Source organism: Streptomyces sp. NPDC005925 (genome assembly GCF_040638805.1).
In the GTDB taxonomy this organism is placed as follows: Bacteria; Actinomycetota; Actinomycetes; order Streptomycetales; family Streptomycetaceae; genus Streptomyces.
Genome location: NZ_JBEXVL010000002.1, coordinates 302467 through 328750, shown reverse-complemented (window position 1 = coordinate 328750; position 26284 = coordinate 302467). Strand labels below are relative to the sequence as shown.

Sequence of the window (26284 nt, the reverse complement as noted above, 5' to 3'; positions counted from 1 at the left end):
GAATGCGCCTCCATGGATGCCGTACGGGTCGCGTTGCTGCGTGAAGTGCTCGCCGGGACCGGGTGGTTGGGGGCCACGCGCCGCTTCGCGGGGGTCCTGCGAGGGTCGGTCGTGTCGCACGGTGGCGGGCTGCTGCTGGTGGGCACGGCGGAGTACGAGCCGTGGCATCTCGCGGCGCACCTGGTGGACGAGGCGGCCTGGTCGGGTACTCCGGAGCTCGCGCCGACGCTGGTGAGGCACGACGCGCGGCCCTCGGACCCGGCACACCTGGCGGTGGGCCTGGGCCGGCTGGCGGCGGCACGGCGGGGCGAGACGGTGTTCGTGGTGGCGCCCGAGGAGCCGGGCGCGGCGCTGCTGGAGCGGGTGTCCGACGCGCGGCGGGCCGGGGCTCGGGTGCTGGCGCTGCGGGGCGGCGCCGAGGACGGTGAGCTGGTGACGATGGCGCACGAGGCGCTGGCCGTGCCCGGAGACGGGGAGCTGGACCTGGACACGGTGCAGCATCTGGTGAGCGCGGCGGCCGGCGAGAACGCGCTGCCGCCGCCGCGCGGGCGGCGGCGCTTCCGTGACCGCCTGTCCGAACTGGCGGAACGGATCACCGCCCCGCCGCCGGCGCGGTGGTGACGACGGGCACGGGCCCTGCAGCACCGGCACCACAGCACGGGCCGGCACCGGCCGCACGGAACAGGCCCTACGGAACAGGCACCACGGCACCGGCACTACGGCAGCGCGGCGTCCGGCCGGGGGCTCGCTCTCGCCGACGGCGTGCTCAGCCCTCCGCGTCCCGCTTCGGTGCGTCGTGCCAGTTGGGGTCCGTCTCCCACTCCGCGTTGCGCTCGCGGGCGGTCTCCATCGCGTGCTCGGCCTCCTGGCGGGAGGGGTACGGCCCGAAGCGGTCCTTGGCGGGGCACTCGGGCCCCTCCTCGACCTTCTGGTGCTTCAGGCAGTAGTACCACTCGCCCGGTTTACCGACCGTGCGCTTCTTGAACAGGGCCATGACCGGCTCCTTTCGCCACGGACATGGTCCCCCACGCCCGCTGGTTAGACTCGCTGGCATGTCTGGCCAGTCGCTGCTCGTACCAGGGGAGCTGTCTCCCACCCGTTCCGTACCCGGAAACATCCGGCGTCCCGAGTACGTGGGCAAGCCCGCACCGGCGCCGTACACGGGGCCGGAGGTGCAGACCCCGGAGACCGTGGAGGCGATGCGGGTCGCCGGCCGGATCGCCGCGCGGGCCATGGCGGAGGCCGCGAAGCACATCGCGCCGGGCGTGACCACGGACGAACTGGACCGGGTGGCGCACACGTACATGTGCGACCACGGCGCCTACCCGTCGACGCTGGGCTACCGCGGCTTCCCGAAGTCGCTGTGCACCTCGGTCAACGAGGTCATCTGCCACGGCATCCCGGACTCCACCGTCCTGAAGGACGGCGACATCGTCAACCTCGACGTGACGGCGTACATCGGCGGCGTGCACGGCGACAACAACGCCACGTATCTGGTGGGCGACGTCGACGAGGAGAGCCGGCTGCTCGTGGAGCGGACCCGCGAGGCGTTGAACCGCGCGATCAAGGCGGTCAGACCGGGCCGCCAGATCAACATCATCGGCCGGGTCATCGAGTCGTACGCGAAGCGCTTCGGCTACGGCGTGGTACGGGACTTCACCGGCCACGGCATCAGCACCGCCTTCCATTCCGGCCTGATCGTGCCGCACTACGACAGTCCGCACGCGACGACGGTCATCCAGCCCGGTATGACGTTCACGATCGAGCCGATGCTGACGCTCGGGACGCACGAGTACGACATGTGGGACGACGGCTGGACCGTCGTGACGAAGGACCGCAGGCGGACCGCCCAGTTCGAGCACACGCTGGTCGTCACGGACTCGGGCGCGGAGATCCTGACACTGCCCTGACCCCTGCCGCATTCCGGCCGCCGCCCCCGGCGGCCGGTCTCCGGCCTGTGAGCTTGCTCTCCTTGCGCCGCCGCCCTGCCGGCGCCGCGCCGCTGCCGTGCCTGCGCCGCCTTCAGCGTTCCAGGCGCACCCGTCCCCCGATCTCCGTCCAGCCGTCCGGCTGGGGTGCCGTGAGGATCTGGGAGCCCGCGCCCTGGGTGATGTTGAGGGCGCGGCCCAGCAGGTCGGTGAGGAGCAGGGCGGCCGCACCGGTCGCCTCGTCCTCGTCGATGCCGTCGTCACGGCCGGGGAAGGCGCGGGCGCGGACCCGGCCGGCCGCCTCGTCCTCCCAGGCCCAGGCGTAGATCCACTCCCCCGGCGGCGGCACCGCCAGGCCGTCCACCTCGGCGGCGGTGGCGTACCGGCGCAGGGTGCGCGGCGGGGCCCACTCCGCACGGGCCTCGATCCAGCTGAACTCGCCGTCCAGCCGGGTGCCCACCACCCCGGCGGGTGTGACGAGTTCGGGCACGTCGAGGAGCCAGGCCGTGCCGACGCAGGGGTGTCCGGCGAAGGGCAGGCGCAGGGTGGGGGTGTAGATGTCGATCACGCCGCGCTCGGGGTCGTCCACGAACACGGTCTCGCTGAATCCGAGCCTCGCCGCGGCCTCCTGCCGCTCCGCGGGGTCCGGCATTACGGAGCCGTCGCGGACGACGCCGAGTTCGTTGCCGTAGCCGCCGTTCGCCGCGCAGAAGACGCGCAGCACGTCGTGGTCAGTCACCGTCGCAGTCACGGGGGCATTGAAGCATCGGGGCGGCGAATGCCGGAGGATGCCAGGAGATCGCCCTTCTTGACCTTTCTTTGGCTTGCCTGTGAAATGCGCTTAGGTATGTTAGGCGAGCCTCACCTTCCCTGCGCGGGGTGTCGCACGCGTCCTTCCGCTCAGACTCTGGAGCTTTCATGCGAGCCGTCAGGCTGTCCCTCGTCACCGCTGCCGTCACCGCGGCCGCCCTGACCGCCGTCACCGGCTGCACCGAGAAGAGCGACGCGAAGGACGGCGCCGGAGTCGTCGAGGTGACGGCGACGGACGACACGTGCGAGGTGTCGAAGAAGGAGTTCCCGGCCGGGCACGTCGAGATAGCCGTCGAGAACAAGGGCTCCAAGGTCACCGAGGTGTACGTCCTCTTCCCCGACGACCGTGTGGTCGCCGAGCGGGAGAACATCGGCCCCGGCACCAGGCAGCGCGTCACCGCCGAGGTGAAGGCCGGCGACTACCGGATCGTCTGCAAGCCCGGCATGAAGGGCAAGGGCATCCGCCAGGACGTGACGGCGACCGGCGGCAAGGCCGTGCGGCGGGACCCGCGCCTGGACAAGGCGGTCGCCGCCTACCGCGCGTACGCGCAGGCGCAGGCCGACGAGACCCTGCCGAAGGCGGAGGCCTTCGCGAAGGCCGTCAAGGACGGCGACCTGGACGCCGCGAAGAGGGCGTACGCGGCGTCCCGCATCGGCTGGGAGCGCACCGAGCCGGTCGCCGAGTCCTTCGGGGACATCGACCCGAAGGTGGACGTCCGCGAGGACGGTCTGGAGGAGGGCCAGGACCCGGCCACCGACTGGACCGGCTGGCACCGCCTGGAGAAGGCCCTGTGGCAGGACAAGAAGATCGGCGCCCGGGAGAAGGAGCTCGCCGACCTGCTGATCAAGGACCTGAAGGACTGGCAGAACCGGGTCGGCAAGGCGGACATCACGCCCACCTCCATGGCCAACGGCGCCAAGGAACTCCTCGACGAGGTCGCCACCGGCAAGGTCACGGGTGAGGAGGAGCGCTACTCGCACACCGACCTGGTCGACTTCAAGGCGAACGTCGAGGGCGCCGAGACGTCGTACGCGCTGCTGAAGCCGGTGGCCCGGGAGAACGACGCGGCGCTGGTGAGCGAACTCGACAAGGAGTTCGCGGCGCTGGACAAGCTGCTGGACCAGTACCGCGCGGACAGGACGTCGTACGAGTTCACCTCGTACGACAAGGTCGGCAAGGCGGACCGCAAGGAGCTGTCGGACGCGGTCAACGCGCTCGCGGAGCCGTTGTCCCGGCTCGCCGCGGCCGTCGTGAAGTAAGGGGGGACGAACATGGCGGAAACAGGCACGGACAGCAACGGGCACACGGCCTCCCCCAGCCGGCGTGCGCTGATCGGCTGGGGCGGCGCGGGGCTCGCGCTCGGTGCCGCCGCGGCCGGCGGTGCCGTGGCCATGGCGCGCGTCGGCGACGACGTGGACCCGGCCGGCGCCGACACCGGAGCCGCGGTTCCGTTCCACGGCGCGCACCAGGCGGGCATCACCACGGCCGTGCAGGACCGGCTGCACTTCGCCGCGTTCGACGTGACGACCGGCGACCGCGACGCGTTCGTGCGGCTGCTGAAGGACTGGACGGCGGCGGCACGGAAGATGACCGCCGGGCACGCGGTGGGTGAGGGCGCGTACGGCGGTCTCGCCGAGGCCCCGCCGGACGACACCGGCGAGGCCCTGGGGCTGAAGCCGTCCCGGCTGACACTGACGATCGGCTTCGGGCCGTCGCTGTTCGAGAAGTTCGGGCTGCGCGACCGGCGGCCCGAGGCGCTGGTGGACCTGCCGCGTTTCCCCGGCGACAACCTCGACAAGCACCGCAGCGGCGGCGACCTGTGCGTGCAGGCCTGCGCCGACGACCCGCAGGTCGCGGTGCACGCGATCCGCAACCTCGCCCGCATCGGCTTCGGCAGGGCCGTGGTGCGCTGGTCGCAGCTCGGCTTCGGCAAGACGTCGTCGACGACGCCCGAGGCGCAGACCCCGCGCAACCTGATGGGCTTCAAGGACGGCACCCGCAACATCGCCGGCACGGACACCAGGACGCTGGACAAGCACGTGTGGGTGCCCTCCTCGGACGGCCCGGCGTGGATGACCGGCGGCTCGTACCTCGTGGCCCGCCGTATCCGCATGCACATCGAGACCTGGGACCGCACCTCGCTGCAGGAGCAGGAGGACGTCTTCGGCCGCGACAAGGGCGAGGGTGCCCCCGTCGGCAAGGCCAAGGAGCGCGACGAGCCGTTCCTGAAGGCGATGAAGCCCGACGCGCACGTGCGGCTCGCGCACCCCGACTCGACGGGCGGGGCGCGCATCCTGCGCCGCGGCTACAGCTTCACCGACGGCACCGACGGCCTGGGCCGTCTGGACGCGGGCCTGTTCTTCCTGGCCTACCAGCGCGACCCGCGCACCGGGTTCATCCCGATCCAGCGGAACCTGGCCGGGGACAAGCTCAACGAGTACATCCAGCACGTGGGTTCGGCGCTCTTCGCGATCCCGCCCGGCGTCCGCGACACGGGCGACTGGTGGGGCCGTGCGCTGTTCTCCGGGGAGGCGTAGCCGTGTTCAGCAACTACCTGATCGGTCTGCGCGAGGGGCTGGAAGCCAGCCTCGTCGTGTGCATCCTGATCGCCTACCTGGTGAAGACCGGCCGGCGGGACGCGCTGAAGCCCGTCTGGGCCGGGATCGGCGTCGCGGTCGCCCTCGCGCTGGGCTTCGGCTGCGCGCTCGAATTCGGCTCGCAGGAACTGACGTTCCAGGCGCAGGAGGCGCTCGGCGGTTCGCTGTCGATCCTCGCGGTGTGCCTGGTGACGCTGATGGTGTTCTGGATGCGCCGTACGGCCCGGCATCTGAAGGCCGAACTGCACGGCAAACTGGACGCGGCGCTCGCGATGGGCACGGTCGCGCTGGTCGCCACGGCGTTCCTCGCCGTGGGCCGTGAGGGTCTGGAGACGGCCCTGTTCGTGTGGGCGTCCGTGCACGCCGCCGGGGACGGCACGCCGCGCCCGCTGATCGGGGTGGCCCTGGGCCTGGCGACGGCGGTGCTCCTGGGCTGGCTGTTCTACCGGGGCGCGCTGCGCATCAACCTGGCGAAGTTCTTCACGTGGACGGGCGGCATGCTCGTCGTCGTGGCCGCGGGCGTCCTCGCGTACGGCGTCCACGACCTCCAGGAGGCCGACTTCGTGCCGGGCCTCAACGACAGGGCCTTCGACATCAGCGGCACGATCCCGCCGGACAGCTGGTACGGCACCCTGCTGAAGGGCGTGTTCAACTTCCAGCCCGACCCGACCGTTCTCCAGGTCACGGTGTGGCTGCTGTACCTGGTCCCGACGCTCGCGATCTTCCTCGCCCCGGTAGGGTTCGCCTCCGGAAAGGGGAAGGTGAAGGGACGTCATGAGCAGGGATCGCGGCCCTCGAAGGCTCCGCAGGCTTGACCGGAGCGCGCTGATCGCGGCGTCGGTGACCGCATTGTCGGTGACGGCGAGCGGATGCGTGGTGGTGCACGGGGAGCGCGAGGTCCTCCCGGCGGCCACCCGCGCCGAGGCCGCGAAGGCGCTGCGGCAGTTCACGACCGCGTACAACAGGGCCGACAAGGCGTACGACCGTTCCCTGGACGCCGGCCGCGTCACGGGCGCGCTCGCCGACATCGACGGGGCACGGCTGAAGGCGGGCCGGGCGAACAACCCGGACGGCAATCCCGCGCACACGCCGCTGACGCTGACGGACGCGAAGTTCACCGTTCCGAAGAAGGCGGGCTGGCCACGCTGGTTCCTCGCCGACGCGCAGGGCAACAAGGGCGGCGAGGCGCGCTGGCTGCTGGTGTTCACGCGGGGCGGCCCCGAGGAGCCGTGGGAGGTGGCGTATCTGACGCTGATGGCTCCCGAGGACGTGCCGCGCTTCACGACGGACAAGGACGGCTGGGCCGAGGCGGTGGACACGAACGCCACGGACGTCGCCCTGGCGCCCGGCAGGCTGAGCGGCGACTACACGACCTACCTGAAGGACGGCGGGGACGCCTTCGCGGCGGGCGCGCACACCACGGTGTGGCGGGAGCTGCGCAAGAAGGAGGCGGCGAAGCCGGGCCTGGCCACGCAGTACATCGACGAGCCGCTCACGAACGGCGACTACGCGCCGCTGGGACTGCGCACGGCGGACGGCGGCGCGCTGGTGTTCTTCACCACGCGTCACTTCCAGCGGCAGACGGCCGCGGCCGGTGCCTCGGTGCCGACGCCGAACAGGAGCGTGCTGGCGCTGACGACCGGCGAGATCAAACAGTCGCTGACGATGCAGTTCGTCTCCAACCAGGCCGCCCTCGACCCGAAGGGTTCGGGTCCGGTGGCGATCCTGGGCCGGGTGCAGGGCCTGACGTCGGCGCAGGGCGAGTGAGTCCCGCGCTCCGGCGGGGGCGGGCCCCGGGCGTCAGCGCCGCAGCGGCCAGGACGCGTCGGACGACTCGTCGTTCACGTACCGGGAGCAGGAGTCGGTGAGGACCTCCAGCACGCTCAGCGGGTCGGGCAGTTCGTGCTCGGGGCCGCGCACCCAGTGCACGGACTGGTTGTCGCCGGGCAGCCGGGCGGGCGGTACGAGCACGTAGGAGCCGCGGCAGTGCCAGCGCAGGCCGGGGTGCTCGTCCATGGTCTCCGGGTGGCAGTCCAGCTCACAGGGCCACCACTCGTCCTCGTCCTCGGGGGTGCCCCGGGTGAGGGTGAAGAACAGCAGCCGTCCGTCGTCGCTCTCGGCGACCGGCCCGACGTCGATGCCCGCGGCGAGGAGCCGCTCGAGGGCCTCGCGGCCGGCGTCCAGCGGCACGTCCAGCACGTCGTGCACCATGCCGGTGGCGGTGATGAAGTTGGCCTGCGGCTGGTGGCGGGCCCAGCGCTCGATCTGGGCGCGGTCGGTGGTGGACTGCGTCTGCCAGGCGAACGACACGGGGTGGCGGGCCGGGGTGGGACAGCCGACGCGGTCGCAGGAACAGCGGTAGCCGGCCGGGTGCGCGGCGGGCGCGAGGGGCAGTCCCGCGTCGGCGGCGGCGATCAGCAGGGTCTCCCGGCCGTCGTCTCCGGCGGCCTCCTTGGGGGGGCGTCCGGACAGCCACTGGGTGAGTTTGCCCCGTAGGCCGGTAGGGCCGCCGAACCTCTCGCTCATCTATCCCCTCGCCTCGCCGTCGTGCGTGTCAGCATGCCCTATCGTCCCACCATCGTGCGCCGCGGGGGGCCGGAGCCTGCAAACGGGATGCGGACCGGCCCCGGACCTGCCTTCGGGTGCGGACCTCCCCGTTACCTTTTTCGTGGCTCCGCAACGGGGCTACCGGCCTTCGGGTCCAGCATGACTTCCTCCCCTTGTTGTTGATGATCCGGGGGGGGTGTCACCGGGTCCGGAGGCATCGACGGACCGCTGATGAGGGGCTTGAGCACCGGCTTCACCCAAGACCGGAAGAGCTCTCCGTAACGTGGATGTGGCAGCTCGGTGCCGAGGCAAGGCCTGCCACATACGCTGCGGGCGATCGACGGCGAGGACGAGACGACCGCCGAGCTGGAGATGATCGTCGGCTTCGACGACGACCTGGCTGGCGAGGCGACCCGGGTCGCGAACCGGCTGCATGGCCTGCTGACCCAGATCCACCCGTCGCTGGAACGGGTGCTGGGGCCGCGGTTGCAGCACCCGGCCGTCCTGACGCTGCTGGAACGGTTCGGGTCACCGGCCCAGATCCGCAAGGCGGGGAGGCGGCGGCTGGTCACGCTGCTGCGGCCGAAGGCACCGAGGATGGCCGAGCGTCTGGTCGAAGACATCTTCGCCGCGCTGGACGAGCAGACCGTGACCGTTCCGGGGACCGAGGCGGCTGCGCTGATCGTCCCGAGCCTGGCCGCCTCCCTGGCGGCCGTGCTCGACCAGCGCAAGCTGCTGGCCGGGCGGATCGAGGAACTGCTGGAGGTCCACCCTCTTTCGAAGGTCCTGACGTCGATGCCAGGAGTCGGCGTCAGGACCGGAGCACGGATCCTCATTGAGGTCGGCGACGGCAGGACCTTCCCGACCGCCGGCCACCTCGCCGCCTACGCCGGTCTCGCCCCGGCCACCCGGAGCTCGGGCTCCTCGATCCGCGGCGAACAGCCCTCCAGAAGAGGAAACAAGCAGCTCAAAAGGGCTTTCTTCCTCTCCGCGTTCGCCGCCCTGGGCGACCCCGCGTCCCGGGCCTACTACGACAAGAAGATCGCCCAGGGCAAGCACCACACCCAGGCCCTGCTCTGCCTCGCCCGACGCCGGGCCGACGTCCTGTTCGCGATGCTCCGTGACGGAACCTTCTATGAACCGCAGTCGTCGGCCGCAGTCACCTGACCTGCGGGTCTGCGAGGAGGACGACTCGATCGGCCTCGACATCGAAGCCGAGCATTGGATGGCCATGGTCGCCTTCCGGGCCCATCAGCACGGGCTTGTTCAGCCGCCTTCCGATCTCCCGGAGGAAGCCGCAGAACACATCAAGTCGCTCCTGGCCCTGCAACTCCCGCAGGTCGACGTCGAAGTCGACTTCGTCGTCGGCATGGAACCGGAAGATCGCCAGAACATCGGCCGTCGGCCAGACCCGCAGGTTCGGGCACTCGGCATCCGCCGGGCGGGACAGCGCGACCTCCGCCCGGGGCACCGGAAGCACCGCTTCTCCCTCGGAGTACTGGCACTTCCAGCCCTTCTCCGCGACCAGGTCGAGGACCGCCTGCCAGTCCTGCACCGAGGCATTCGGGACATGCATGTCCGGCAACGACCCCATCAAGTCCGGGTCGAAGAAGCACTTCACGTCATCCCACAACAGATCAGCCACCCGGCCATGCTGCTCGCCTCACCAACCCAGCGCACCCCCGTTTCCCTTGACCAAAGACATAGGGGCACCCCCCCGGCGGTCCTCAGGTACGGGGCGCCAGGCCGTGCAGGGCGTAGTCGACCAGGGTGTCGGTGTACGCGTGGGAGATCGGGGCGGTGCGCTGCAGCCAGCGCTGGGCGAGCGGGGAGACGAACAGTTCGAGCGCGATGCGCGGGTCCACCTCGGGACGGACCTGCCCGGCGTCCTGCGCGGCGCGCAGCCGGTCGGCGTAGAGCTGGAGGGAGGGTTCGAGGAGCTTGCTCACGAACTCCCGGCCGAGCTGCTCGTCCACCAGGCCCTCGGCGGCCAGGGCACGCGACGGCGCCTCGAAGGCGGGGTTGGACAGCTCGTCCACGGTGGTCCGCAGGACGGCCTTCAGGTCGGCGGCGATGTCACCGGTGTCCGGTATGGCGTCGCCGCCCTCCTGGCCCGCGGCGCGGGCGGCCCGGTCACCGAGGTCGAGGAAGGCCTCCAGCAGGACGTCCGCCTTCGAACCCCACCAGCGGTAGATCGTCTGCTTGCCCACGCCCGCGCGGGCGGCGATGCCCTCGATGGTCGTCCGCGCGTAGCCGGTCTCGGTGACGAGGGCGAGGGCGGCGTCGTAGATGGCGCGGCGGGAGCGCTCGCTGCGGCGGGTGGAGTCGGGGGTACGGGGCTCGGTGACCATGGGTCGACCGTAGCAAGGGGGTGAGACGGGGCGTCTCGCGCTCGGGGCGCCTCGCACCCGGAGGGCCTCCGGAAGGCGCCGTGGGAGCGCCTTCCGGCACGTCAGTCCGCCGGGGGCGGGGGCCAGGCGTCGCCCCAGGCGGCGTCGCGTGCGGCCTTGTACAGGTCGCCGTGCCGCTTGGTGACCGTACGGCGGTCCAGGCGTTCGTCGGGTTCGCACAGGTCCAGCAGGACCTGGCCCTTGCGGATCTGGGGGCGGCGTACGACCCGGGCGGGGGCCGGGGCGGCCGGGAACCGGGTGGCGGCGACGTAGCTGAACTTCTCGTCCTCGTAGGCCAGGGAGCCGCCCTTGACCTGGCGGTGCAGGGAGGAGCGGCTCACCCGCGCCGAGAAGTGGCACCAGTCCGTGCCGGGGACGATGGGGCAGGCCGCACTGTGCGGGCAGGGCGCCGCGACACGGAAGCCGGCGGCGAGGAGACGGTCGCGGGCCTCGATGACGCGGGCGTAGCCGTCGGGGGTGCCCGGCTCGACGATCACGACGGCCCGGGCGGCGGTCGCGACGGCGTCGACCAGGGCGGCGCGGTCGGGCGCGGAGAGTTCGTTGAGGACGTAGGAGACGGTGGCGAGGTCGGTGCTCTCCAGGGTGAGCGCCGCGCCGATCCGGTCGCGCTGCCAGCGGACGTCCCGCAGGGCCGGGTCGGCGGCGGCGATCTCCCGGCCGAGGGTGAGCGCGGGTTCGGCCCAGTCCAGGACGGTCACGGGGCGGGTGCCGGGCCAGGCCGCCGCTGCCGCCCAGACCGCCGCGCCGGTGCCGCCGCCGATGTCCGCGTGGGAGCCGGGGGTCCAGCCGGGCGTGGCCGCGGCGAAGGCCGTGAACGCCGAGCGGGCCGCCTCGAACGTGGCCGGCATGCGGTAGGCCGCGTACGCGATGACGTCGGCCCGGTCGCGGAGGATCGGGGTGCCGGTGGGGGTGCTGCCCCGGTAGTGGGCGATCAGCCGGTCCACCGCCTGGGCGGCCCTGCGGGGCGGGAGGCCGTCGAGCAGGTCGGCCAGGGCGGTGCGCAGGGTCGCGGAGGTGGTGGAGGCGGCGGAGGCAGAGCCGTGGGATGCGGGGGCGTTCACCCCGGCGATTCTAGGGGCGGGGTCCCGGCGGGAATTCCGGCGGGAGTACGGGCGGGAATACGGACGGGAGTACGGACGGGAGTCCCGCCGGGAGTCCGGGCAGGAGTCCCGGCGAGAGTCCGGGCAGGAGTCCCGGCGCGGGCCAGGGAGCGGCCCGACACAGGCGCCGGACAGAACCCTGGGCGCGGGCTGGACAGGGCTCCGGACGCGGGCTGGACAGGGCTCCGGGCGCGGGCCGGACAGGACTCCGGGCCGGGGGTGTTTCGCCCCCGCCGTCCCTGTCCCGTACCCGATCCCGGGGGCTGTGCCCCCGGCCCCCCTCTCGGCGCTTCGTGCCTCGTGCGCACACGTCGGACGGGCTGAGGTCACACCCAACCTAGTTCAGTACGGCCCTCGCCACCCTCGTCGCCGCCGTCGCCCGCGGGCGGCTGTCCGGGGGGTGTCTCCTCGGGTGGACGGTGTTCGCGAGGAGGATCAGGAAGGTGTCCGTCGCGCGGTCCAGGACCAGGGACGTGCCGGTGAAGCCCGTGTGGCCGGCCGCGCCCCGGCCCGACAGCTCGCCCATGAACCACGGCTGGTCCAGGGCGAAGCCGAGGCCCGGCGGGGTCAGCAGGAGTTCCACGAAGTCGGGGCCGAGGATGCGGGCGGGGCCGTAGGAGCCGCCCGTCAGCAGGGCGCGGCAGAAGACCGCCAGGTCGGGGGCGGTGGCGAACAGGCCCGCGTGACCGGCCACGCCGCCGAGCGCCCAGGCGTTCTCGTCGTGGACCTGGCCGCGCAGCATGCCCCGGTCGGCCTTGGCCCAGGGCCGCCGCTGGTCCTCGGTGGCCGCCGCGCCGGGGCAGGGCCCGAAGCGGGTGGAGGTCATGCCGAGGGGGCGGGTGATGCCGTCCCTGATCAGGACGTCGAGGCTGCGGCCGGTGACGCGTTCCAGGACGTGCTGAAGGAGCAGCAGGTTCAGGTCGGAGTAGCCGTATGTGCCGGGTTCGTCGGCCTGGAGCAGGGCCAGGCGTTCCGTGTCGTCGGCGCAGTCGTACAGGGGGAGTTCGGGTCGCAGCCCGGAGGTGTGGGTGAGCAGGTGCCGCACGGTGAGGCCGTGCCGGGCGGCGGCGTGGAATTCGGGCAGGTAGGCGCCGACCCGCGCGTCGATGCCGAGGGTGCCGCGCTCGATCTGCTGGACGGCGGCGACGGAGGTGAACAGTTTGGTCAGGGACGCCAGGTCGAAGGGCGTGTTGACGGTCATGGGCACGCGCGCGTGGGCGGGGAGTTCCACGCCCCGCCCGGTCTGCGGGTCGTGGGCGGCGTACCGGACGGCCCAGCCCGACGCCTCGGCGACGGCGAGGACGGGGCCGCGGCCGACGAGGACGACGGCCCCGGCCGCCCAGGGGTGGTCGCCGGTGGTGAGGTCGTGGACTTCCTGGACGAGGCGGTGGAGTTCCCCGGGGTCGAGCCCGGCCCGTTCGGGGCTGCCGCCGCGCAGTCGGGTCGCGCTCAGCGCTCCTCCGCCCCCTCGGCCGGGGCTCCCGGGGCGGCCGGGGCCGTGCGGGTGCGGGTGCGGCACAGTCCCGCGAAGCAGGCCAGTGCCACGAGGGCCGCGGCCAGTTGGACGACGGCCATGGGTACGGCGGTGTCCTCCCCGGCGACGCCGACGAGCGGGGAGGCGATCGCGCCGATGAGGAAGGACGAGGTGCCGAGCAGCGCGGACGCGGATCCGGCGGAGCGTTCGACGCGCATGAGGGCGAGGGTCTGGGCGTTGGGGAGGGTGATGCCCATGGCCGACATGAGGACGAACAGCGCGGCGGCGACGGCTGGGAGTCCCGGCTCGCCGAACACGCCGAGGGACATCAGCAGCAGCGCGGTCGCGGCGCAGATGACCAGCGCGAGGCCCGTCCCCAGCACCCGGTTCAGGCCGACCCGGCCGACGAGGACCCTGCCGTTGAGCTGTCCGACGGCGATCAGGCCGACCGAGTTGAGCCCGAACAGCAGGCTGTAGGTCTGCGCGGAGGCCCCGTAGATCTCCTGGACGACGAACGGCGAGGCGGCGATGTAGGCGAACAGCGCGGCGAAGGCGAACCCGCCGACGAGGAGGTGTCCGGTGAAGGCGCGGTCGGCGAGCTGGACGCGCATGGCACGCAGTGCCTCGCCGACGCCGCCGGGGTGCCGTTCGGCGGCGGGCAGGGTCTCCGGGAGTTTCGCCCACACCAGGGCGGCCAGCAGGGCGCCGACCGCGGTGAGGACGGCGAACACGCCCCGCCAGTCGGTGACGCGCAGGATCTGGCCGCCGATGAGGGGCGCGACGATCGGTGCGACGCCGGAGATCAGCATGAGGGTGGAGAGGAACCGGGCCATGGCCATGCCGTCGTACAGGTCACGGACGACGGCCCGGGCGATGACGATGCCGGCGGCGCCCGCGAGTCCCTGGACCAGGCGGAGCGTGACGAGGAGTTCGACGTTCGGGGCGACGGCGCACAGGGCGGTGGCGACGACGTACGCGGTGAGACCGGTGAGCAGCGGGCGCCTGCGGCCCCACTTGTCGCTCATGGGGCCGATGACGAGTTGACCGAGTGCCATGCCGGCCAGGCAGGCGGTGAGGGTGAGCTGGACGGTCGCGGCGGGCGCGTGCAGGGAGCGGGTGACCTCCGGCAGGGCGGGGAGGTACATGTCCATCGCCAGCGGCGGAGTGGCGGTGAGGCCGCCGAGGACGAGGGTGACGAGGAGGCCGGTCCGGCGGAGCGCGGGGGTCGGGTGGCCTGTTTTCGGTATGGCCGCCCTGGTCGTTCTGTTCGCTGTCGGCACCCCGCGCTCGGGCATGTACTCTCCCATTCCCTGTGATCCGCCACCCATGTTCTCAGTTCGAACGGACTGCTCGTACGGCGCGGTGGCCGTTGACCGCCGGTGGGCCGGCGGTGGGGTGGCGGATCACGGGGTCAGGGACGTGGCCGGTTCATGACTCGCCGGACCCGGCGGCCGGTCTCACCTCGGGCCGGGCCGGCCGGGGCCGGCTACGCCGGCTTGAGTCCCGGGTCGCCCGCCTCCGTGACGAAGGACGCGACCGTCGTGACGGGGGCGCCCGGCCGGGTCACGTACGGCACGGTCTTGAAGTCGGCGCGGGCCTGCTGCCGCCCGAGGGTGATGTTCACGTAGCCGCGGCGGCCGTTGTAGAACTTCAGGTGCGGGTTGGCCGCCATGTACGTGGCCCAGTTGCCGGGCCTGTCGGCGCCGTCCTTGCCGCTGGTGACCGACGTGGCGACGATCTCGGTGCCGCGGGTCCGGGAGGCCGGGTCGGCGAAGTCGTCCTTGATGTCGAAGGCGTATCCGACGTGCACGTCCCCGGTGAGGACCATGAGGTTCTCGATGCCGGCCGCGTCGGCGCCGTCGAGGACGCGGCGGCGGGAGGCGCGGTAACCGTCCCAGGCGTCCATCGACACGCGGGAGGGCTCGACGCGGTCGAACTTCCGCTGGGAGAAGACGACCTGCTGCGGTACGACGTTCCACAGCGCCCGCGAGTCGCGCCAGCCGTCGAGCAGCCAGCGTTCCTGGGTCTCGCCGGTCATGGTGCGCGTCGGGTCGTCGACCTCGGGTCCGGGCACCTGGGAGCCGTCGTAGATCTGGTTGGTGCGGTACTGGCGGGTGTCGAGGACGTCGAACTGGGCGAGGGTGCCCCAGTGCAGGCGGCGGTAGAGCTGCATGTCGGGGCCGCTCGGCTGTTGCGGGCGGCGCAGCGGCTGGTGCTCCCAGTAGGCGCGGTAGGCGGCGGCGCGGCGCAGCAGGAACTCCTCCGGCGGGACGTTGTTCTCGGGGGTGTCGCCGGCGTAGTTGTTCTCGGTCTCGTGGTCGTCCCAGGTGACGACGAAGGGGTGCGCGGCGTGCGCGGCCCGCAGGTCGGGGTCGGTCTTGTAGAGGGAGTAGCGCAGCCGGTAGTCCTCCAGGGTCATCGTCTCGCGGTTGAAGACGGCGGGGAGGGTCCGGTCGGTGTAGTTGCGGGCGCCGCCGACGGCGCTGACGGCGTACTCGTAGAGGTAGTCCCCGAGGTGGAAGACGACGTCGACGTCGGGGTCGGCGGCGAGATGGGCGTACGGCGTGAAGTGGCCCTCGTGGTAGGCCTGGCAGGAGACGGCGGCGAGGGTGAGCGTGTCGACGGCGCTGCCGGGCAGCGGGGCGGTGCGGGTGCGGCCGGTCTCGCTGACCCAGTCGCCGACGCGGAAGCGGTAGTGGAAGACGCGGTCGGCGGCGAGGTGGTTCACCTCGACGTGCACGGCGTGCTGGAACTCGGGGTGAGCGGTCGCGGCGCCGCGTCTGGCGATTCTTCGGAACTGCTCGTCGTGGGCCAGCTCCCAGTGCACGGTGACGCGTCCGGCGGGCAGGCCGCCGTCGGGCTGGTACGGGGCGGGGGCGAGCCGGGTCCACAGCAGCACGGAGCCGGGCAGCGGGTCGCCGGAGGCGACGCCGAGCGTGAACGGGTCGTCGGTGATGTGGCGGGCGTCGATTTCCGTGGCGCTCGCCGTGCCCGCGGCGGGCAGGCCGACGGCGAAGGCGAGCGCGGCGGCGGCGCCGGTGACGGTCAGGAAGCGGCGGCGTCCGATGTGCCGGGCGGCGGCGCGCAGTTCGGGGGCGTGTCGCGGGGCGTGCGGTGTCCGACGTGCCTCGGATGTCATCAGGTCCTCCCCTGTCGAATGGGTGCAGGGGCATTGGACGGGCTGAGGACGACCCTTGGCCAGCGCGCGCACGACGAACACGTGTCGGCGGGGTGAGTTCCGGACGACATGCGCCCGTACGGCCGAACGCGCGCAGAGTGGGCCACAATGTCGGCCCCACCGCCGGGCCTTCACCATCATCACGAACGGAGTTTCACCGTCCGCACCATTGCGGCCGGTCAAGGCTCTATGCTCAACTCGTCTCCACCGGAGCTTCACACTTGGGGTTCCGGTCTTCCGACGGCGCGGGCTTGGCCTGCGCGCACACGAACCTTTCCGAGGGGGGATGGGGGGAGACAGCCGTTCCGCCACCGGGTGGGGGTGGACCTCGCAGTCGTCGCGGGGTGTCGCACCGGTGGGGGAACGGCTGTCGCGTGTCCGGGCACCGTCACGCCTCCCTGCGGGAGTGGGCCGGTCTTCGAGCGACGCATGGCAGGCTCACGTACATGACCGATCACCACACCATCACCACGCGGACGATCCCCGCGCCCGCCCACGCGCCCACCCCCTCCACGGCGTCCTCCCCCACCGGTGAGCTCGACCTGTGGGACACGATGGACGAGTTGCTTGCCTGGATGGACGCCCACCGGGCGCACGACGGCCGCGAGGGACTGCTCCTGCGGATGCTGAAGCTGTCGGAGGAGGTCGGCGAGGTCGCCCAGGCGGTGATCGGCGCGACCGGCCAGAACCCGCGCAAGGGCGTGACGCACACGTGGGACGACGTACAGGCGGAACTGTGCGACGTGATCTTCGCGGCGCTGGTGGCGCTGCGCACGCTCACTCCCGAGGCGCGCGAGGTGTTCACCCATCACCTGGCCAGGGTCCGGGCCCGATCCCTTTCCTCGGGCTCCGCCGGCTCTTCCGGCTCTCCGGGCTCCCCAGCCCCTTCGGTACACGTGCCTTCCGGCCACACGGTGGAATCACTGGACAACTGACGGTGACGGCTCACATGCTCGGAGGTGGTACAGCCCGACACCACTGACCGCATGCTCTGGCCCATCGGAAGGCGGCGCCCGTGAAGTTCAGCTACGCCATGCTCCCCGACTACCCCCTGGGAGAGTCCCTGGAGTCCATCAGACTGGCCGACGAGCTCGGCTTCCACGCCTGTTACGCCGCTGACGAGACCTGGCACAAGGACCTGTGGCTGCTGTTCGCGGCGGCCGCCGGGCAGACCAGCCGGATCCGTCTCGGCCCGAGCGTGTCCCCGGTGACCCTGCGCGAGCCCACCCTGATCGCGCAGGCCCTCGCCACGCTGGACGAACTGACCGCCGGACGGGCCGAGGGCGTCCTGTCCAGCGGAAACTTCGGCCTCCTCGCCCAGTACCGCATCGACTGGGCGCGCACCAAGCCGCTGTCCCGCGTCAAGGAAGCGCTGCACGTGATGCGCACGTTCCTGGACGAGGGCGCCATCACGCACGAGGGTGAGTTCTTCTCGTACGACGGCCTGTTCACGTTCGCCCGGCCGGTGCAGGAGCGGCTGCCGCTCAAGCTGGGCGCGATGCGCGGCCCGAAGTCCTTCGAGGCGGCGGGCGAGTTGTCGGACGGCTGCCACCACGCCCTGAGCTACACCCGCGAGGCGTACGACTACGCCGTCGAGCACATCCGGGCGGGCGCCGAACGCGCCGGCAAGGACTGGCGGTCGCTGGACATCGGGGCCTGGGTGGTCTTCGCGACCGGCCCGGACTCGGCGGTCGCCAAGGACGCGGCGCGCAGCATGGTCGGCATCTACGCCTCCTCCATGCCGGAGGAGCAGCTGCGCCGCAACGGCGTGGACCCGGCCGAGCTCAAGCCGGTGATCGAGGCGATCGCGGCCGGCGATCTGGCCCGCGGCATCGAGCTGACCTCGCCGGAGGTCGCCGAGCGGCTGTCCATCGCGGGGACGCCGGAAGAATGCCTGGAGAAGATCCAGCGGGACATCGCGCCCAGCGGGGTGAACCACATGATCTGCGCGATCACGGACCGCTCGCTGGTGAAGTCGTTCACCGGCCGTGACCTCACCGGCGCGGCGGACGTGAACACGCAGCTGAGGCTGATCAACCAGCGGATCATGCCGGCGTTCGCGTGACCCGGTCCTGATCGGCGGCGCTTGGTGGAGCCCGGGAGCGGTATCCAGCTCCCGGGCCCCTGGGGGCCGCCCAATTGCGTACGCCGGCGGCTTTTAAGAGGACGGATCAGTCATCATGCCGTCGTGTTCTTCCTTTGAACTACCGCGCCGCGTGAGAGGCGCAGGCGAGAGTCGAACTCGCATCCGACGGCGTTCGTCCGTCCCCGGTCGGACCGGCGATCGGCGGCAATGCTGAGACTGGAGCGAGAGTCTGAGACTGATACGGCCCGACCTGGTGGCCGGGGCCGTTCCTTCAGGCTGAACTTCAGTGTCAGCATGCGCTCATGACGCGGGACCGGCCTCAATCCGGCCCGCGCCTGTCGCGCACCCCCGCGCTCGCACGCGGGGGCGATGGTGGGGTGTGGCGTGGGGCTGCCCGGCGCGGGCCGCCCCTGTCGCCGGGTCAGCCGAACAGGTAGCCGAAGACCGCGTCGCCGACGCGCCGGTCGGTGACCTCGGCGCCGTTGGCCTCCTCGCGGGCGAACTTCACGGCCTGCTGGAGCTTCTCGACACGCTCCAGAAGCTCGTTGACACGCCGCGCGGGAAGCGCCCCGGAGAACTTGACCGTGGTCCAGTATCCGATGGGCACGTCCTCGTAGTACACGTCGACCTGCGCCGGGTGCTTGTCGGTCGCCTCGGCCTTGACGTGGTTGCGCGGCACCTTCTTCGTACGGATCGTGCGGACCGGGTCGGTCTTCCACCAGTCCGTGGACGCGTCGAGGGACCACGACTCGGCGGCGTCGAGCACGGGCAGCTTCTTGACGAAGGCGTGCAGGTCGGTGAGCTGCTTCTCCAGGAACAGCAGGTAGCTCACGGGGACGTCGGCGACGACGGTGCGCCCGTCGACGACGACGTCGGCACGGGCCGCGCAGTTCGCCCAGTCCTTGGTGGCGGTGACGTCGAACAGCCGGGTCAGCGACGCGCCCATCTCCCGCAGTACCTCTTCGGCCTTCACCTGCACCCGGGTCGACTCGGGCGGCAACTGCTCGCCCTCCTCGTCCTTCGGCTGGTAGGTCCGCGAGATACCGGCCAGCAGCGCCGGCTTCTGCACCCTGGTGTGCGCGGCGGCGACGTCCTGGACGGACTTGCTCTTGACACCCTTTTCGACAGCGATGATCTGATTGAGCTTCGGCACGTGGTCCCCCTTGTGAACAGGAGGAACCTAACGCAGCGGGTCGAACACGTGCACACGCTTTTCGAAGATCCGGACCGCGGGGCGCGGCCCGGGTTCAGGAGAGGGATACGTACTCCGCCCAGACCGTCTTGCCCGGCCCGTCCGAGCGCGGGTGCCAGCCGCAGCGGGCTGCCAGGTGCGCCACGAGGAAGAGGCCGCGGCCTCCCTCCTCGGTACCGCGCCGCGCGTCGGCGGCGGGGCGGCTCGGGAGCCGCGGGAGGCGTTCGGTGCGGGTGTCGGTGACCTCGACGCGTACGGCCCGTTCGTGGCCCTCGTGCCCCTCGCGCCCCTCGGGGACGACGTGCAGGCGGAGCCGGAAGTCGCGGCCCGGGACGTGTCCGTGCCGGACGGCGTTCGCGGCCAGCTCGGCGACGATCAGCGTGACGTCGTCGTGCGCCCGGGTGCCGTACGGGACGCCCCAGCGGTCGAGGCGTTCGGCGGCCAGACGGCGGGCGAGGCGTGCCCCTCGCGGGGAGGACGTGAACCGCATCTCGAAGGTGTGCCCGGCTTCCTCGGCGGTGGCGATCAAGTGGGCGTGCAGGACGCTGACTTGCGTGGTGCGTGTGGGGCCTGCGGGGTTCTTCGTCATGCCGACGACGATGACGTCGGTCGCGTAGCGTGACCAGGGGTGACGCACTGACGCGGCCGGGTGTACGCGGTGGGTCCGGGGGTGTACGCGGTGCGCGGCGTAACGGCGTCCCCGGTGGGGCGTTGGCCGGAGGGAGGCGGTGCTCGATGACTGAGCAGGTGAACGTGGACGACGAGTGGACGAGTGACGAGGGCGCCGGGGGCCACGCGGCGGACAAGGCCGGGCAGGGGGTCGTCGCGGCGTTCGGGCAGAGCCTGAAAACGCTGCGGGTACGGGCCGGCCTGGACCGGGCGGAGTTCGGGATGCGGCTCGGATACTCGGCCGCGACCGTCGCGTCGTACGAGCAGGGGCGGCGGATCCCCTCACCCCGGACGATCGACCGGGCGGACGAGATCCTCGGGGCGGACGGCCTGCTGCGCCTGTGGAAGGAACAGGTGGAGCGGGCGCAGTATCCGGTGTTCTTTCAGGGGATGGCCGTGCTGGAGAAGGAGGCTGTTGAACTCCTGTCGTACGACACCCTCGTCGTCAAAGGCCTCCTCCAGACCGAGGAGTACATGAGGGCACTGCTGGGAATGCGTCGCCCTCCCCTGGACCAAGAGACCATCGAGCAACGGGTGGCGGCCCGACTGTCCAGGCAGGACATCTTCGACCGGCGACCCACACCGCTGTTGAGCTTCGTGATGGATGAGTCGGTGCTGCACCGCTGGTACGGCGGCAAGGCCGTGCTGCGAGGCCAATTGGAGCACCTGCTCTTGATCGGCGAGAAACGGAACGTCGAGATCCAGGTCATGCCGCTCCGGCGCGAGGAGAGCGCAGGTGTGGACGGGCCGTTCACGGTCGTCACACAGAAGGGCGGCAAGAAGTTCGTCTACGCCGAGGCGCAGGGAAGCAGCACTCTTCAGACAGACCCGGATCGGGCGACCCTCGTCGCCGCCCGTTATGGGATTATCCGATCGCAGGCTCTCAGTCCGCGAGAGTCGCTGGATTTCATCGAAGGGTTGTTGCGATCGCTATGAGCAACGCTGAGTCCTCGACCGTCGCATCCGGCCTCGCCTGGTTCAAGAGCAGCTACAGCGGAGCCGAAGGCGGTGACTGCGTAGAGGTCGCCACCAGCACGGCCGCTGTACACGTCCGCGACTCCAAGACAACCGCCGGGCCCGTCCTCACGGTGTCACGTACAACGTGGGCCGGATTCATCCAATCGGCCGCGTAGAACAGCGCGTCTGAGATTCACACGTACGCGAGAGCCCCGCCGGTTCCTCCCAGAACCGGCGGGGCTCTCGCGTACGGCTGGATGCCACGCCCGTTCGAGGCGGCCGGTGAGGCTCTAATGTTGCTCTCCCTACCGTGACTTCTGGGGGTTGCATGAGCAGCGAGGGGACGGGCGCCGTGATCGCGGGCCGGTACCGGCTGGAGCGCGAGCTCGGGCGCGGGGGCATGGGCGTGGTCTGGGAGGCTCACGACGTGTCCCTGGACCGGCGGGTCGCGGTCAAGGGACTCCTGCTGCGGCCCGCCGACGGCTCCGAGGAGCAGAACCGCTGGGTGCGCCGGGCCCGTCACGAGGCCCGCGCCCTGGCCAAGGTCCGGCACGAGAACGTGGTCGCCGCCCACGACGTCATCGAGGACGGCGACCGCATCTGGATCGTGATGGAGCTGTTCGACTCCCGCACGGTCGCCGACCTGCTGCGCGAGCAGCGCCAGTTGTCCGTGCCGCACGCCGCCCGGATCGCCTTGCAGGTGCTGCGCGGCCTGCGCGCCGCGCACGCCGCCGACGTGCTGCACCGCGACGTCAAGCCGTCGAACATCCTGTACCGGCCCGACGGGCACGCCCTCCTGATGGACTTCGGCATCGCCGTCGTCGGCGACGCCACCCGCGTCACCCGCTCCCATGAAGTGGTCGGCTCCCTCGCCTACCTGGCCCCGGAGCTCCTCAGACCGGTCCCGGGGGCGGTGGCGCCCGCATCGCCCGCGTCCGACCTGTGGTCGCTGGGGATCACGCTGTACGAGATGATCGAAGGCAGGCGGCCCTTCGCCGGCACGGAGTTCGAGACCCTCATCGCCGTGCGGGAGGCACCGGTGCCGCCCATGCGGTTCGCCGGGCCGCTGGCCGGGCTGACCGGGCGGCTGCTGGAGAAGGACCCGGAGCGGCGGCCCGACGCGGGCGAGGCCGAGCGGGTGCTGCGGGCCGTCGCCGAGGGCGCCGGGGACATCGCTGCCGACATCGGCAACGCCGCGCGGACGCCCTCCGGCGTGCGGCGCTGGAAGGCGCCGCTCATCGCCCTGTGTACCGCGCTCGCTGTCGCTGCCGGGGTGCTGACGTGGATGCAGCTGGAGGACACCGGCGGGTCTGGGCGGACCTCGCAGAAGCCGCCGAAGCCGTCCGCCGAGGAGGTCCGGAAGCAACTCGCCGGGGGCGACGGCGTCCTGCAGATCGGGGTGAAGGAGGACCAGCCGGGGCTGAGCGAACTGAAGGGCGGCAGATACGAGGGGTTCGAACCCGACCTGGCGAGGCAGATCGCGCGGGAACTCGGCTTCGGGAAGGAGGGGACCGGTTTCGAGTTCGTCCCGGTCACCTCACAGAACCGGGCGGACAAGCTCCGGCAGGACGTCAACGGGCACGCGGAACTCGAACTGGCCACGTACAGCATCAACGACGTGAACGAGCGGTCCGTAACCTTCGCCGGCCACTACTTCAGCACCCTCGGCGCCGTCCTGGTCCGCAGTAAGGCGCAGCGCACGTTCAACGACCTCGGAGAGCTGCAGGAAGCCGACCCGGCCACCACACACGTGTGCACGGCGAGCGGATCGGGGACGTACGCGACCTGGCTGAAGGAGAACAAACTCGCGGAGCACATGAAGACCCGCCGGAGCTACGACCTGTGCGTGGAGGCACTGCTCGACGAGGACACGCCCATCTACGGGGTCATCACCGACGAGGTCATTCTGCAGGGCCTCCACGCCCGGCACGCGGAATCCACGAAGGTCCTGTCGCCCTTCGGCCCCGTCCAGGAGTACGGAGTCGCCCTGGCGAAAGGTAACTCCACGCTGGCTCCGAGGGTGTGCGAGGCGCTGGAGAAGGTCGTGGCACGCCCGGCCGACAACGCGGCGAGCTGGGTGGCCCTGTACAAGAAGAACCTCGAGGCCCTCCTGCCACACGTGAACCCGCCCGACAGCCCCTGCGGGAACGTGGACTGACGTCGGCGCAGGCAACCCCGGCCGCGGGACGCACCCCGTACGCCAGGAAGCCCCTCGGGCAGACGAGTGGTGCGGGTCCAGCCGGCCCGCGCCGAGGACTTCGCCGCCACCCTGGGCGCCCGCCTGGGGCAGGACGCTCCGGCCGCCGAGTCCGGAACAGCGGGGACAGGGTCTCCGTCGGCGTCGGCGAGCATGGCGGTCGCCCGCTATGCCATCGCGCCGTGCCGGCGGGCGGGGGCGGCGTACAGCACGAGGTTGCGGTCGTATCCGCCGGTCGTCCCGTCGTACACCCCGGTACAGGTCACCAGCGCGAGCCGGTGGGGGCCGGCACGGCTGAACAGGCCGGGCGGGAGGGACTGCCGGGGGTAGGTACGGCGGGCGGTGATCACATAGCGGTAGGCGCGGCCGTTCGCGCCGATCAGGTCGATTTTCGCGCCCACCCGCAGGCCGTGCAGGGCCGCGAACACTCCGAGCCCCGCGCGCCGGGTGTCGACATGACCGGCGACGAGAACGGTGCCCCGTTCGGCTCCGGCCGGCGCACCCAGCGCCCACCAGGCGCCGCTGCGCGCATCGTCCGGAAGGTCCAGCGCACCGTCGCCTCTCGCGGCGACCGGAACGAGCCGGGCCCGAAAGCCCGGCCCGCGCACCTCCTCCGGGACAGTCGGCCCCTGCCCGTCGGCCGGTGTGCCGGCGGACGCCGCGGCCGGACGCACCGGGCCCGCGCCCCCTGTGTACCGGGGGCCGACGAGTACCGCCGCTCCGAAGGCCATCGCCAGCGTGCCCAGCGCGCACAGGACGGCCGCGACCGTGTGACCGCGCGGCCGCCCCTGGTGCTGCGCTCTGTAGGTCAACGGTCCTGAGCCGAGCGCCGTCGACCGCGGATCAGCCATGCGGCCCCGAGGCCGGCGAGAATGCCGCCGCCCGCCAGGCCGACGGCACCGGCAGTCAGCGACGCGTCCGAGGCGGCGGCGAACTGTCCACCGCTCCCGGCCTTGACCGTTGCCGGTTCCCTGACGTCGTGACAGGTGCCTCCTCGCACCATGTCCAGGTGCATCGCCACCACCGGCCGCGCGGCCCGGGCGGCTGCCTTGACCTCGGCGTTCCGACCGGTCCGCAGCTCATGGTCGATCATGGCCAGGGTCTTGGTGTGCGCGGCGTCCTGGGTTTTGAGCCATGCCGCGTCGTACGCCGGACTGCCGGCCTTGGCCCGCACGGCGGCCAGTTCCTGCTCCTGTTCCCGGGTCGGTCCGGCGGGCAGCGTGAGGTCGAGTTTGCGGGCCAGCGTCTTCACGTCCGCGTCCAGCTTGCCGTGGTCGCGTACGAGGACCGCACCGACCCTCCGCACGCACGAGGTCGTGGCGTTCTCCTGCGCGTCTTGCCCGGCGGCGATCTCCGCGAGGTTCCCCTGGTGCACGGCCTTCACGAACATGGCGTCCTGGTCACTGACCGGCGCGGCCACCGACGGTGCCACAGAGGTCACGGAGACAGCCACGACGAGGGCGGCTATCGACGTCATCCGGATAGCTCTCACGATGTGCTCCCTTCCCGCCCACCGCAGTCGTCGCTGGACGGAACAGACAAGAAGGCGCTTCTCTAGCACCCAGCACAGATGGATCCCGCACGACACGCCGGAAATCACACCAGATCGACCGTTTTCACTCCGGTGGCCGTCACCGACCCGTCAGCACCCTGGACGAGAACGCGGCGGACCTGCGTCCACTTCACGCCGAAGCCGGGGAGCACGGGGCCGGCCGCGCCCGGCGAGTGGGGGGCGTCTGCGACTGCGGGCCGGGACGAGCTCCCGGCGGCCCCAGATTCTCCCCAGCGCGCGTATTCCCGTAGAAGATGAGGGTGTCGCTGCAGGTCAGTGACGCGAGCGGCAGACGAGTCGGGCTGTACGCCGGGTTCTGTTCCGGGGGTTCCTCGCGGAGCCCCCGGCGACGGCCATCCATCTAGGACCGACGTTGCCGTCGGCCTCGTGCGGTCTACCCGCGGACTCGGGCGGGCCGCCCTCGATCGTCCGCGCAGAAACACCGGGGTGTTTCCTTCTTGACCTTGCTCCGGGTGGGGTTTACCTAGCTGCCCAGGTCACCCTGGGCACTGGTGGTCTCTTACACCACCGTTTCACCCTTACCGAGGACCGAGGTCCCCGGCGGTCTGTTTTCTGTGGCACTGTCCCGCGGGTCACCCCGGGTGGCTGTTGGCCACCACCCTGCCCTGTGGAGCCCGGACGTTCCTCGGGGAACCCCGTCGGGGATTCCACGCGGCCGCCCGCCCGGCTCGTCTGCCGTGCCGCCCATGCTACCGGCCCGCGGAGGGGCGGCCGGCCCGTCGCCGTACGCTGTCCGCAGTTCGAGAGAAGGAGATCCTGCCGTGCTGGTCCTGCTGCCTCCCTCGGAAGGCAAGGCGTCCTTCGGCCGCGGTACCCCGCTGAAGCTGGAAACGCTGTCCCTGCCGGAGCTCACCGCGGCCCGCGAGGCCGTGCTGGAGGAGCTGGTCGAGCTGTGCGCGGCCGACGAGGACAAGGCCCGCGAGGTGCTGGGGCTGAGCGAGGGACTGCGGGGCGAGGTCGCCAGGAACGCCGGGCTGCGTACGGCCGCCGCCCGCCCGGCCGGGGAGATCTACACGGGCGTGCTGTACGACGCCCTGGACCTGGCCTCGCTCGACACGGCGGCCAAGCGGCGGGCCGGGCGTTCGCTGCTGGTGTTCTCGGGGCTGTGGGGCGCGGTGCGCGTGACGGACCGGATTCCGTCCTACCGCTGCTCGATGGGCGTGCGACTGCCCGGCCTCGGCGCGCTGGGCGGGCACTGGCGTACCGCGATGGCCGAGGCGCTGCCCGCCGTGGCCGGGAGCGGGCTGGTCCTGGACCTGCGGTCGGCCGCGTACGCCGCCGCCTGGAAGCCGAGGGGCGGGATCGCCGGGCGCACGGCGACGGTACGGGTCCTGCACGCGCCGACGCGGAAGGTCGTCAGCCACTTCAACAAGGCGACGAAGGGCCGGATCGTGCGGAGCCTGCTCGCAAACGGTGCCGCGCCCCAAGACCCGGCGGAGCTGGTGGCGGCCCTGCGGGACCTGGGGTACGTGGTGGAGGCCCAGGCTCCGGGGAAGGCCGGGCAGGCGTGGGCGCTGGATGTGCTGGTGGACGAGGTCCATTGAGCCAGCCGGGTCACCGGCCC

25 protein-coding genes, 1 other RNA gene and 1 pseudogene are annotated in these 26284 nt (G+C 71.8%); 13 read left to right on the top strand and 14 right to left on the bottom strand.

Translation table 11 applies throughout. The features are described 5' to 3' along the window. Window positions 1-12: 12 nt before the first annotated feature. The gene (locus tag ABZ354_RS04220; RefSeq protein ID WP_358652731.1) at window positions 13-621 is read left to right on the top strand and encodes a hypothetical protein; all 609 of its coding nucleotides are present in this window, start codon (window positions 13-15) and stop codon (window positions 619-621) included. 145 nt (window positions 622-766) lie between these two features. Here ABZ354_RS04220 and ABZ354_RS04215 read toward each other — a convergent pair whose 3' ends face one another. Then, window positions 767-994: a hypothetical protein gene (locus ABZ354_RS04215; RefSeq protein WP_358652729.1), complete on the bottom strand. Its 228-nt coding sequence runs from the start codon at window positions 992-994 to the stop codon at window positions 767-769. 58 nt (window positions 995-1052) lie between these two features. Between ABZ354_RS04215 and map the strand changes: the two genes are divergently transcribed. After that, complete coding sequence (gene map / locus ABZ354_RS04210; RefSeq protein WP_358652727.1) at window positions 1053-1910, top strand: type I methionyl aminopeptidase; 858 nt, start codon at window positions 1053-1055, stop codon at window positions 1908-1910. 112 nt (window positions 1911-2022) lie between these two features. Here map and ABZ354_RS04205 read toward each other — a convergent pair whose 3' ends face one another. Next, window positions 2023-2667 carry a PhzF family phenazine biosynthesis protein gene (locus ABZ354_RS04205; RefSeq protein ID WP_358653149.1) on the bottom strand — a complete coding sequence of 215 codons (645 nt, stop codon included), beginning with the start codon at window positions 2665-2667 and terminating at the stop codon, window positions 2023-2025. 179 nt (window positions 2668-2846) lie between these two features. Between ABZ354_RS04205 and efeO the strand changes: the two genes are divergently transcribed. From efeO to ABZ354_RS04185, 4 genes are read left to right on the top strand one after another with little or no spacing between them, the layout of a single operon-like run. Beyond that, window positions 2847-3998 (top strand): iron uptake system protein EfeO, encoded by a 1152-nt coding sequence (gene efeO, locus ABZ354_RS04200; RefSeq protein ID WP_358652725.1) that lies wholly within the window; start codon window positions 2847-2849, stop codon window positions 3996-3998. A gap of 12 nt (window positions 3999-4010) precedes the next feature. Continuing rightward, a complete protein-coding gene (gene efeB / locus ABZ354_RS04195; protein WP_358652723.1) occupies window positions 4011-5276 on the top strand; it encodes an iron uptake transporter deferrochelatase/peroxidase subunit in 1266 nt (421 codons plus the stop codon). Between the two features lie 2 nt (window positions 5277-5278). Then, window positions 5279-6151, top strand: coding sequence for an iron uptake transporter permease EfeU (gene efeU, locus ABZ354_RS04190; protein WP_358652721.1), 873 nt, complete (start codon window positions 5279-5281; stop codon window positions 6149-6151). Beyond that, a complete protein-coding gene (locus ABZ354_RS04185) occupies window positions 6111-7103 on the top strand; it encodes a hypothetical protein (protein ID WP_358652719.1) in 993 nt (330 codons plus the stop codon). The genes efeU and ABZ354_RS04185 overlap by 41 nt, the downstream gene beginning before the upstream one ends. Before the next feature lie 33 nt (window positions 7104-7136). Here ABZ354_RS04185 and ABZ354_RS04180 read toward each other — a convergent pair whose 3' ends face one another. Next, window positions 7137-7862 carry a bifunctional DNA primase/polymerase gene (locus ABZ354_RS04180; protein WP_358652717.1) on the bottom strand — a complete coding sequence of 242 codons (726 nt, stop codon included), beginning with the start codon at window positions 7860-7862 and terminating at the stop codon, window positions 7137-7139. A gap of 330 nt (window positions 7863-8192) precedes the next feature. Between ABZ354_RS04180 and ABZ354_RS04175 the strand changes: the two are divergent. After that, a pseudogene (locus tag ABZ354_RS04175) lies at window positions 8193-9050 on the top strand (IS110 family transposase); the annotation flags it as partial. Here the strand turns inward: ABZ354_RS04175 and ABZ354_RS04170 are convergent. The 6 genes from ABZ354_RS04170 to ABZ354_RS04145 form a co-directional block, all read right to left on the bottom strand. Beyond that, on the bottom strand, window positions 9043-9528 hold the full coding sequence (locus ABZ354_RS04170; protein WP_358652715.1) for a hypothetical protein: 486 nt from the start codon (window positions 9526-9528) through the stop codon (window positions 9043-9045). The pseudogene ABZ354_RS04175 and the gene ABZ354_RS04170 sit on opposite strands and share 8 nt — an antisense overlap. Window positions 9529-9610: 82 nt before the next feature. Then, complete coding sequence (locus ABZ354_RS04165) at window positions 9611-10234, bottom strand: TetR/AcrR family transcriptional regulator (protein WP_358652713.1); 624 nt, start codon at window positions 10232-10234, stop codon at window positions 9611-9613. 101 nt (window positions 10235-10335) lie between these two features. Continuing rightward, on the bottom strand, window positions 10336-11355 hold the full coding sequence (locus ABZ354_RS04160; RefSeq protein WP_358652712.1) for a small ribosomal subunit Rsm22 family protein: 1020 nt from the start codon (window positions 11353-11355) through the stop codon (window positions 10336-10338). Window positions 11356-11731: 376 nt separating this feature from the next. Continuing rightward, complete coding sequence (locus ABZ354_RS04155) at window positions 11732-12847, bottom strand: serine hydrolase domain-containing protein (protein ID WP_358653147.1); 1116 nt, start codon at window positions 12845-12847, stop codon at window positions 11732-11734. Continuing rightward, the gene (locus ABZ354_RS04150) at window positions 12844-14163 is read right to left on the bottom strand and encodes a multidrug effflux MFS transporter (protein WP_358652710.1); all 1320 of its coding nucleotides are present in this window, start codon (window positions 14161-14163) and stop codon (window positions 12844-12846) included. The genes ABZ354_RS04155 and ABZ354_RS04150 overlap by 4 nt, the downstream gene beginning before the upstream one ends. Before the next feature lie 191 nt (window positions 14164-14354). After that, window positions 14355-16007, bottom strand: a complete 1653-nt coding sequence (locus ABZ354_RS04145; protein ID WP_358652708.1) for an alkaline phosphatase D family protein — start codon at window positions 16005-16007, stop codon at window positions 14355-14357. A gap of 593 nt (window positions 16008-16600) precedes the next feature. Between ABZ354_RS04145 and ABZ354_RS04140 the strand changes: the two genes are divergently transcribed. Both ABZ354_RS04140 and ABZ354_RS04135 read left to right on the top strand, forming a co-directional pair. Then, the gene (locus tag ABZ354_RS04140; RefSeq protein ID WP_358653145.1) at window positions 16601-16981 is read left to right on the top strand and encodes a MazG-like family protein; all 381 of its coding nucleotides are present in this window, start codon (window positions 16601-16603) and stop codon (window positions 16979-16981) included. An 80-nt stretch (window positions 16982-17061) separates the two neighbouring features. After that, on the top strand, window positions 17062-18111 hold the full coding sequence (locus tag ABZ354_RS04135) for an LLM class flavin-dependent oxidoreductase (RefSeq protein WP_358652706.1): 1050 nt from the start codon (window positions 17062-17064) through the stop codon (window positions 18109-18111). A 442-nt stretch (window positions 18112-18553) separates the two neighbouring features. Here the strand turns inward: ABZ354_RS04135 and ABZ354_RS04130 are convergent, their stop codons facing one another. Continuing rightward, on the bottom strand, window positions 18554-19285 hold the full coding sequence (locus ABZ354_RS04130) for a hypothetical protein (protein ID WP_358652704.1): 732 nt from the start codon (window positions 19283-19285) through the stop codon (window positions 18554-18556). 94 nt (window positions 19286-19379) lie between these two features. Next, window positions 19380-19913 carry an ATP-binding protein gene (locus tag ABZ354_RS04125; RefSeq protein WP_358652702.1) on the bottom strand — a complete coding sequence of 178 codons (534 nt, stop codon included), beginning with the start codon at window positions 19911-19913 and terminating at the stop codon, window positions 19380-19382. Window positions 19914-20059: 146 nt separating this feature from the next. On the opposite strand from ABZ354_RS04125, the gene ABZ354_RS04120 reads away from it, so the two are divergent. The 3 genes from ABZ354_RS04120 to ABZ354_RS04110 all read left to right on the top strand — a co-directional run bounded on the left by ABZ354_RS04120 (window position 20060) and on the right by ABZ354_RS04110 (window position 23108). Beyond that, window positions 20060-20929, top strand: coding sequence for a helix-turn-helix transcriptional regulator (locus ABZ354_RS04120; protein WP_358652700.1), 870 nt, complete (start codon window positions 20060-20062; stop codon window positions 20927-20929). Then, entirely contained in the window at window positions 20926-21126 is a 201-nt protein-coding gene (locus ABZ354_RS04115) for a DUF397 domain-containing protein (protein WP_358652698.1), read from the top strand. Before ABZ354_RS04120 ends, ABZ354_RS04115 begins: the two co-directional genes overlap by 4 nt. Window positions 21127-21278: 152 nt before the next feature. Next, entirely contained in the window at window positions 21279-23108 is a 1830-nt protein-coding gene (locus tag ABZ354_RS04110; protein WP_358652696.1) for a serine/threonine-protein kinase, read from the top strand. A 206-nt stretch (window positions 23109-23314) separates the two neighbouring features. On the opposite strand, the gene ABZ354_RS04105 is transcribed toward ABZ354_RS04110, so the two are convergent. The 3 genes from ABZ354_RS04105 to rnpB all read right to left on the bottom strand — a co-directional run bounded on the left by ABZ354_RS04105 (window position 23315) and on the right by rnpB (window position 25391). Continuing rightward, on the bottom strand, window positions 23315-23959 hold the full coding sequence (locus ABZ354_RS04105; protein WP_358652694.1) for a class F sortase: 645 nt from the start codon (window positions 23957-23959) through the stop codon (window positions 23315-23317). Beyond that, on the bottom strand, window positions 23956-24639 hold the full coding sequence (locus tag ABZ354_RS04100) for a DUF4142 domain-containing protein (RefSeq protein WP_358652693.1): 684 nt from the start codon (window positions 24637-24639) through the stop codon (window positions 23956-23958). Before ABZ354_RS04100 ends, ABZ354_RS04105 begins: the two co-directional genes overlap by 4 nt. Before the next feature lie 349 nt (window positions 24640-24988). Beyond that, window positions 24989-25391, bottom strand: an RNA gene (gene rnpB, locus ABZ354_RS04095) — RNase P RNA component class A. A 90-nt stretch (window positions 25392-25481) separates the two neighbouring features. Between rnpB and yaaA the strand changes: the two genes are divergently transcribed. Further along, a complete protein-coding gene (yaaA, locus tag ABZ354_RS04090; RefSeq protein WP_358652691.1) occupies window positions 25482-26264 on the top strand; it encodes a peroxide stress protein YaaA in 783 nt (260 codons plus the stop codon). Window positions 26265-26284 lie beyond the last annotated feature (20 nt).

Excerpts from the sequence above, each read along its gene's own strand:
- ABZ354_RS04185 (WP_358652719.1), top strand. The coding sequence starts at position 6,111 with ATGAGCAGGGATCGCGGCCCTCGAAGGCTCCGCAGGCTTGACCGGAGC.
- ABZ354_RS04220 (WP_358652731.1), top strand. The coding sequence starts at position 13 with ATGGATGCCGTACGGGTCGCGTTGCTGCGTGAAGTGCTCGCCGGGACC.
- ABZ354_RS04165 (WP_358652713.1), bottom strand. The coding sequence starts at position 10,234 with ATGGTCACCGAGCCCCGTACCCCCGACTCCACCCGCCGCAGCGAGCGC.
- ABZ354_RS04115 (WP_358652698.1), top strand. The coding sequence starts at position 20,926 with ATGAGCAACGCTGAGTCCTCGACCGTCGCATCCGGCCTCGCCTGGTTC.
- ABZ354_RS04145 (WP_358652708.1), bottom strand. The coding sequence starts at position 16,007 with ATGACATCCGAGGCACGTCGGACACCGCACGCCCCGCGACACGCCCCC.
- efeB (WP_358652723.1), top strand. The coding sequence starts at position 4,011 with ATGGCGGAAACAGGCACGGACAGCAACGGGCACACGGCCTCCCCCAGC.
- ABZ354_RS04215 (WP_358652729.1), bottom strand. The coding sequence starts at position 994 with ATGGCCCTGTTCAAGAAGCGCACGGTCGGTAAACCGGGCGAGTGGTAC.
- ABZ354_RS04180 (WP_358652717.1), bottom strand. The coding sequence starts at position 7,862 with ATGAGCGAGAGGTTCGGCGGCCCTACCGGCCTACGGGGCAAACTCACC.
- ABZ354_RS04150 (WP_358652710.1), bottom strand. The coding sequence starts at position 14,163 with ATGCCCGAGCGCGGGGTGCCGACAGCGAACAGAACGACCAGGGCGGCC.
- ABZ354_RS04120 (WP_358652700.1), top strand. The coding sequence starts at position 20,060 with ATGACTGAGCAGGTGAACGTGGACGACGAGTGGACGAGTGACGAGGGC.
- map (WP_358652727.1), top strand. The coding sequence starts at position 1,053 with ATGTCTGGCCAGTCGCTGCTCGTACCAGGGGAGCTGTCTCCCACCCGT.
- efeO (WP_358652725.1), top strand. The coding sequence starts at position 2,847 with ATGCGAGCCGTCAGGCTGTCCCTCGTCACCGCTGCCGTCACCGCGGCC.
- ABZ354_RS04125 (WP_358652702.1), bottom strand. The coding sequence starts at position 19,913 with ATGACGAAGAACCCCGCAGGCCCCACACGCACCACGCAAGTCAGCGTC.
- ABZ354_RS04140 (WP_358653145.1), top strand. The coding sequence starts at position 16,601 with ATGGACGAGTTGCTTGCCTGGATGGACGCCCACCGGGCGCACGACGGC.
- ABZ354_RS04110 (WP_358652696.1), top strand. The coding sequence starts at position 21,279 with ATGAGCAGCGAGGGGACGGGCGCCGTGATCGCGGGCCGGTACCGGCTG.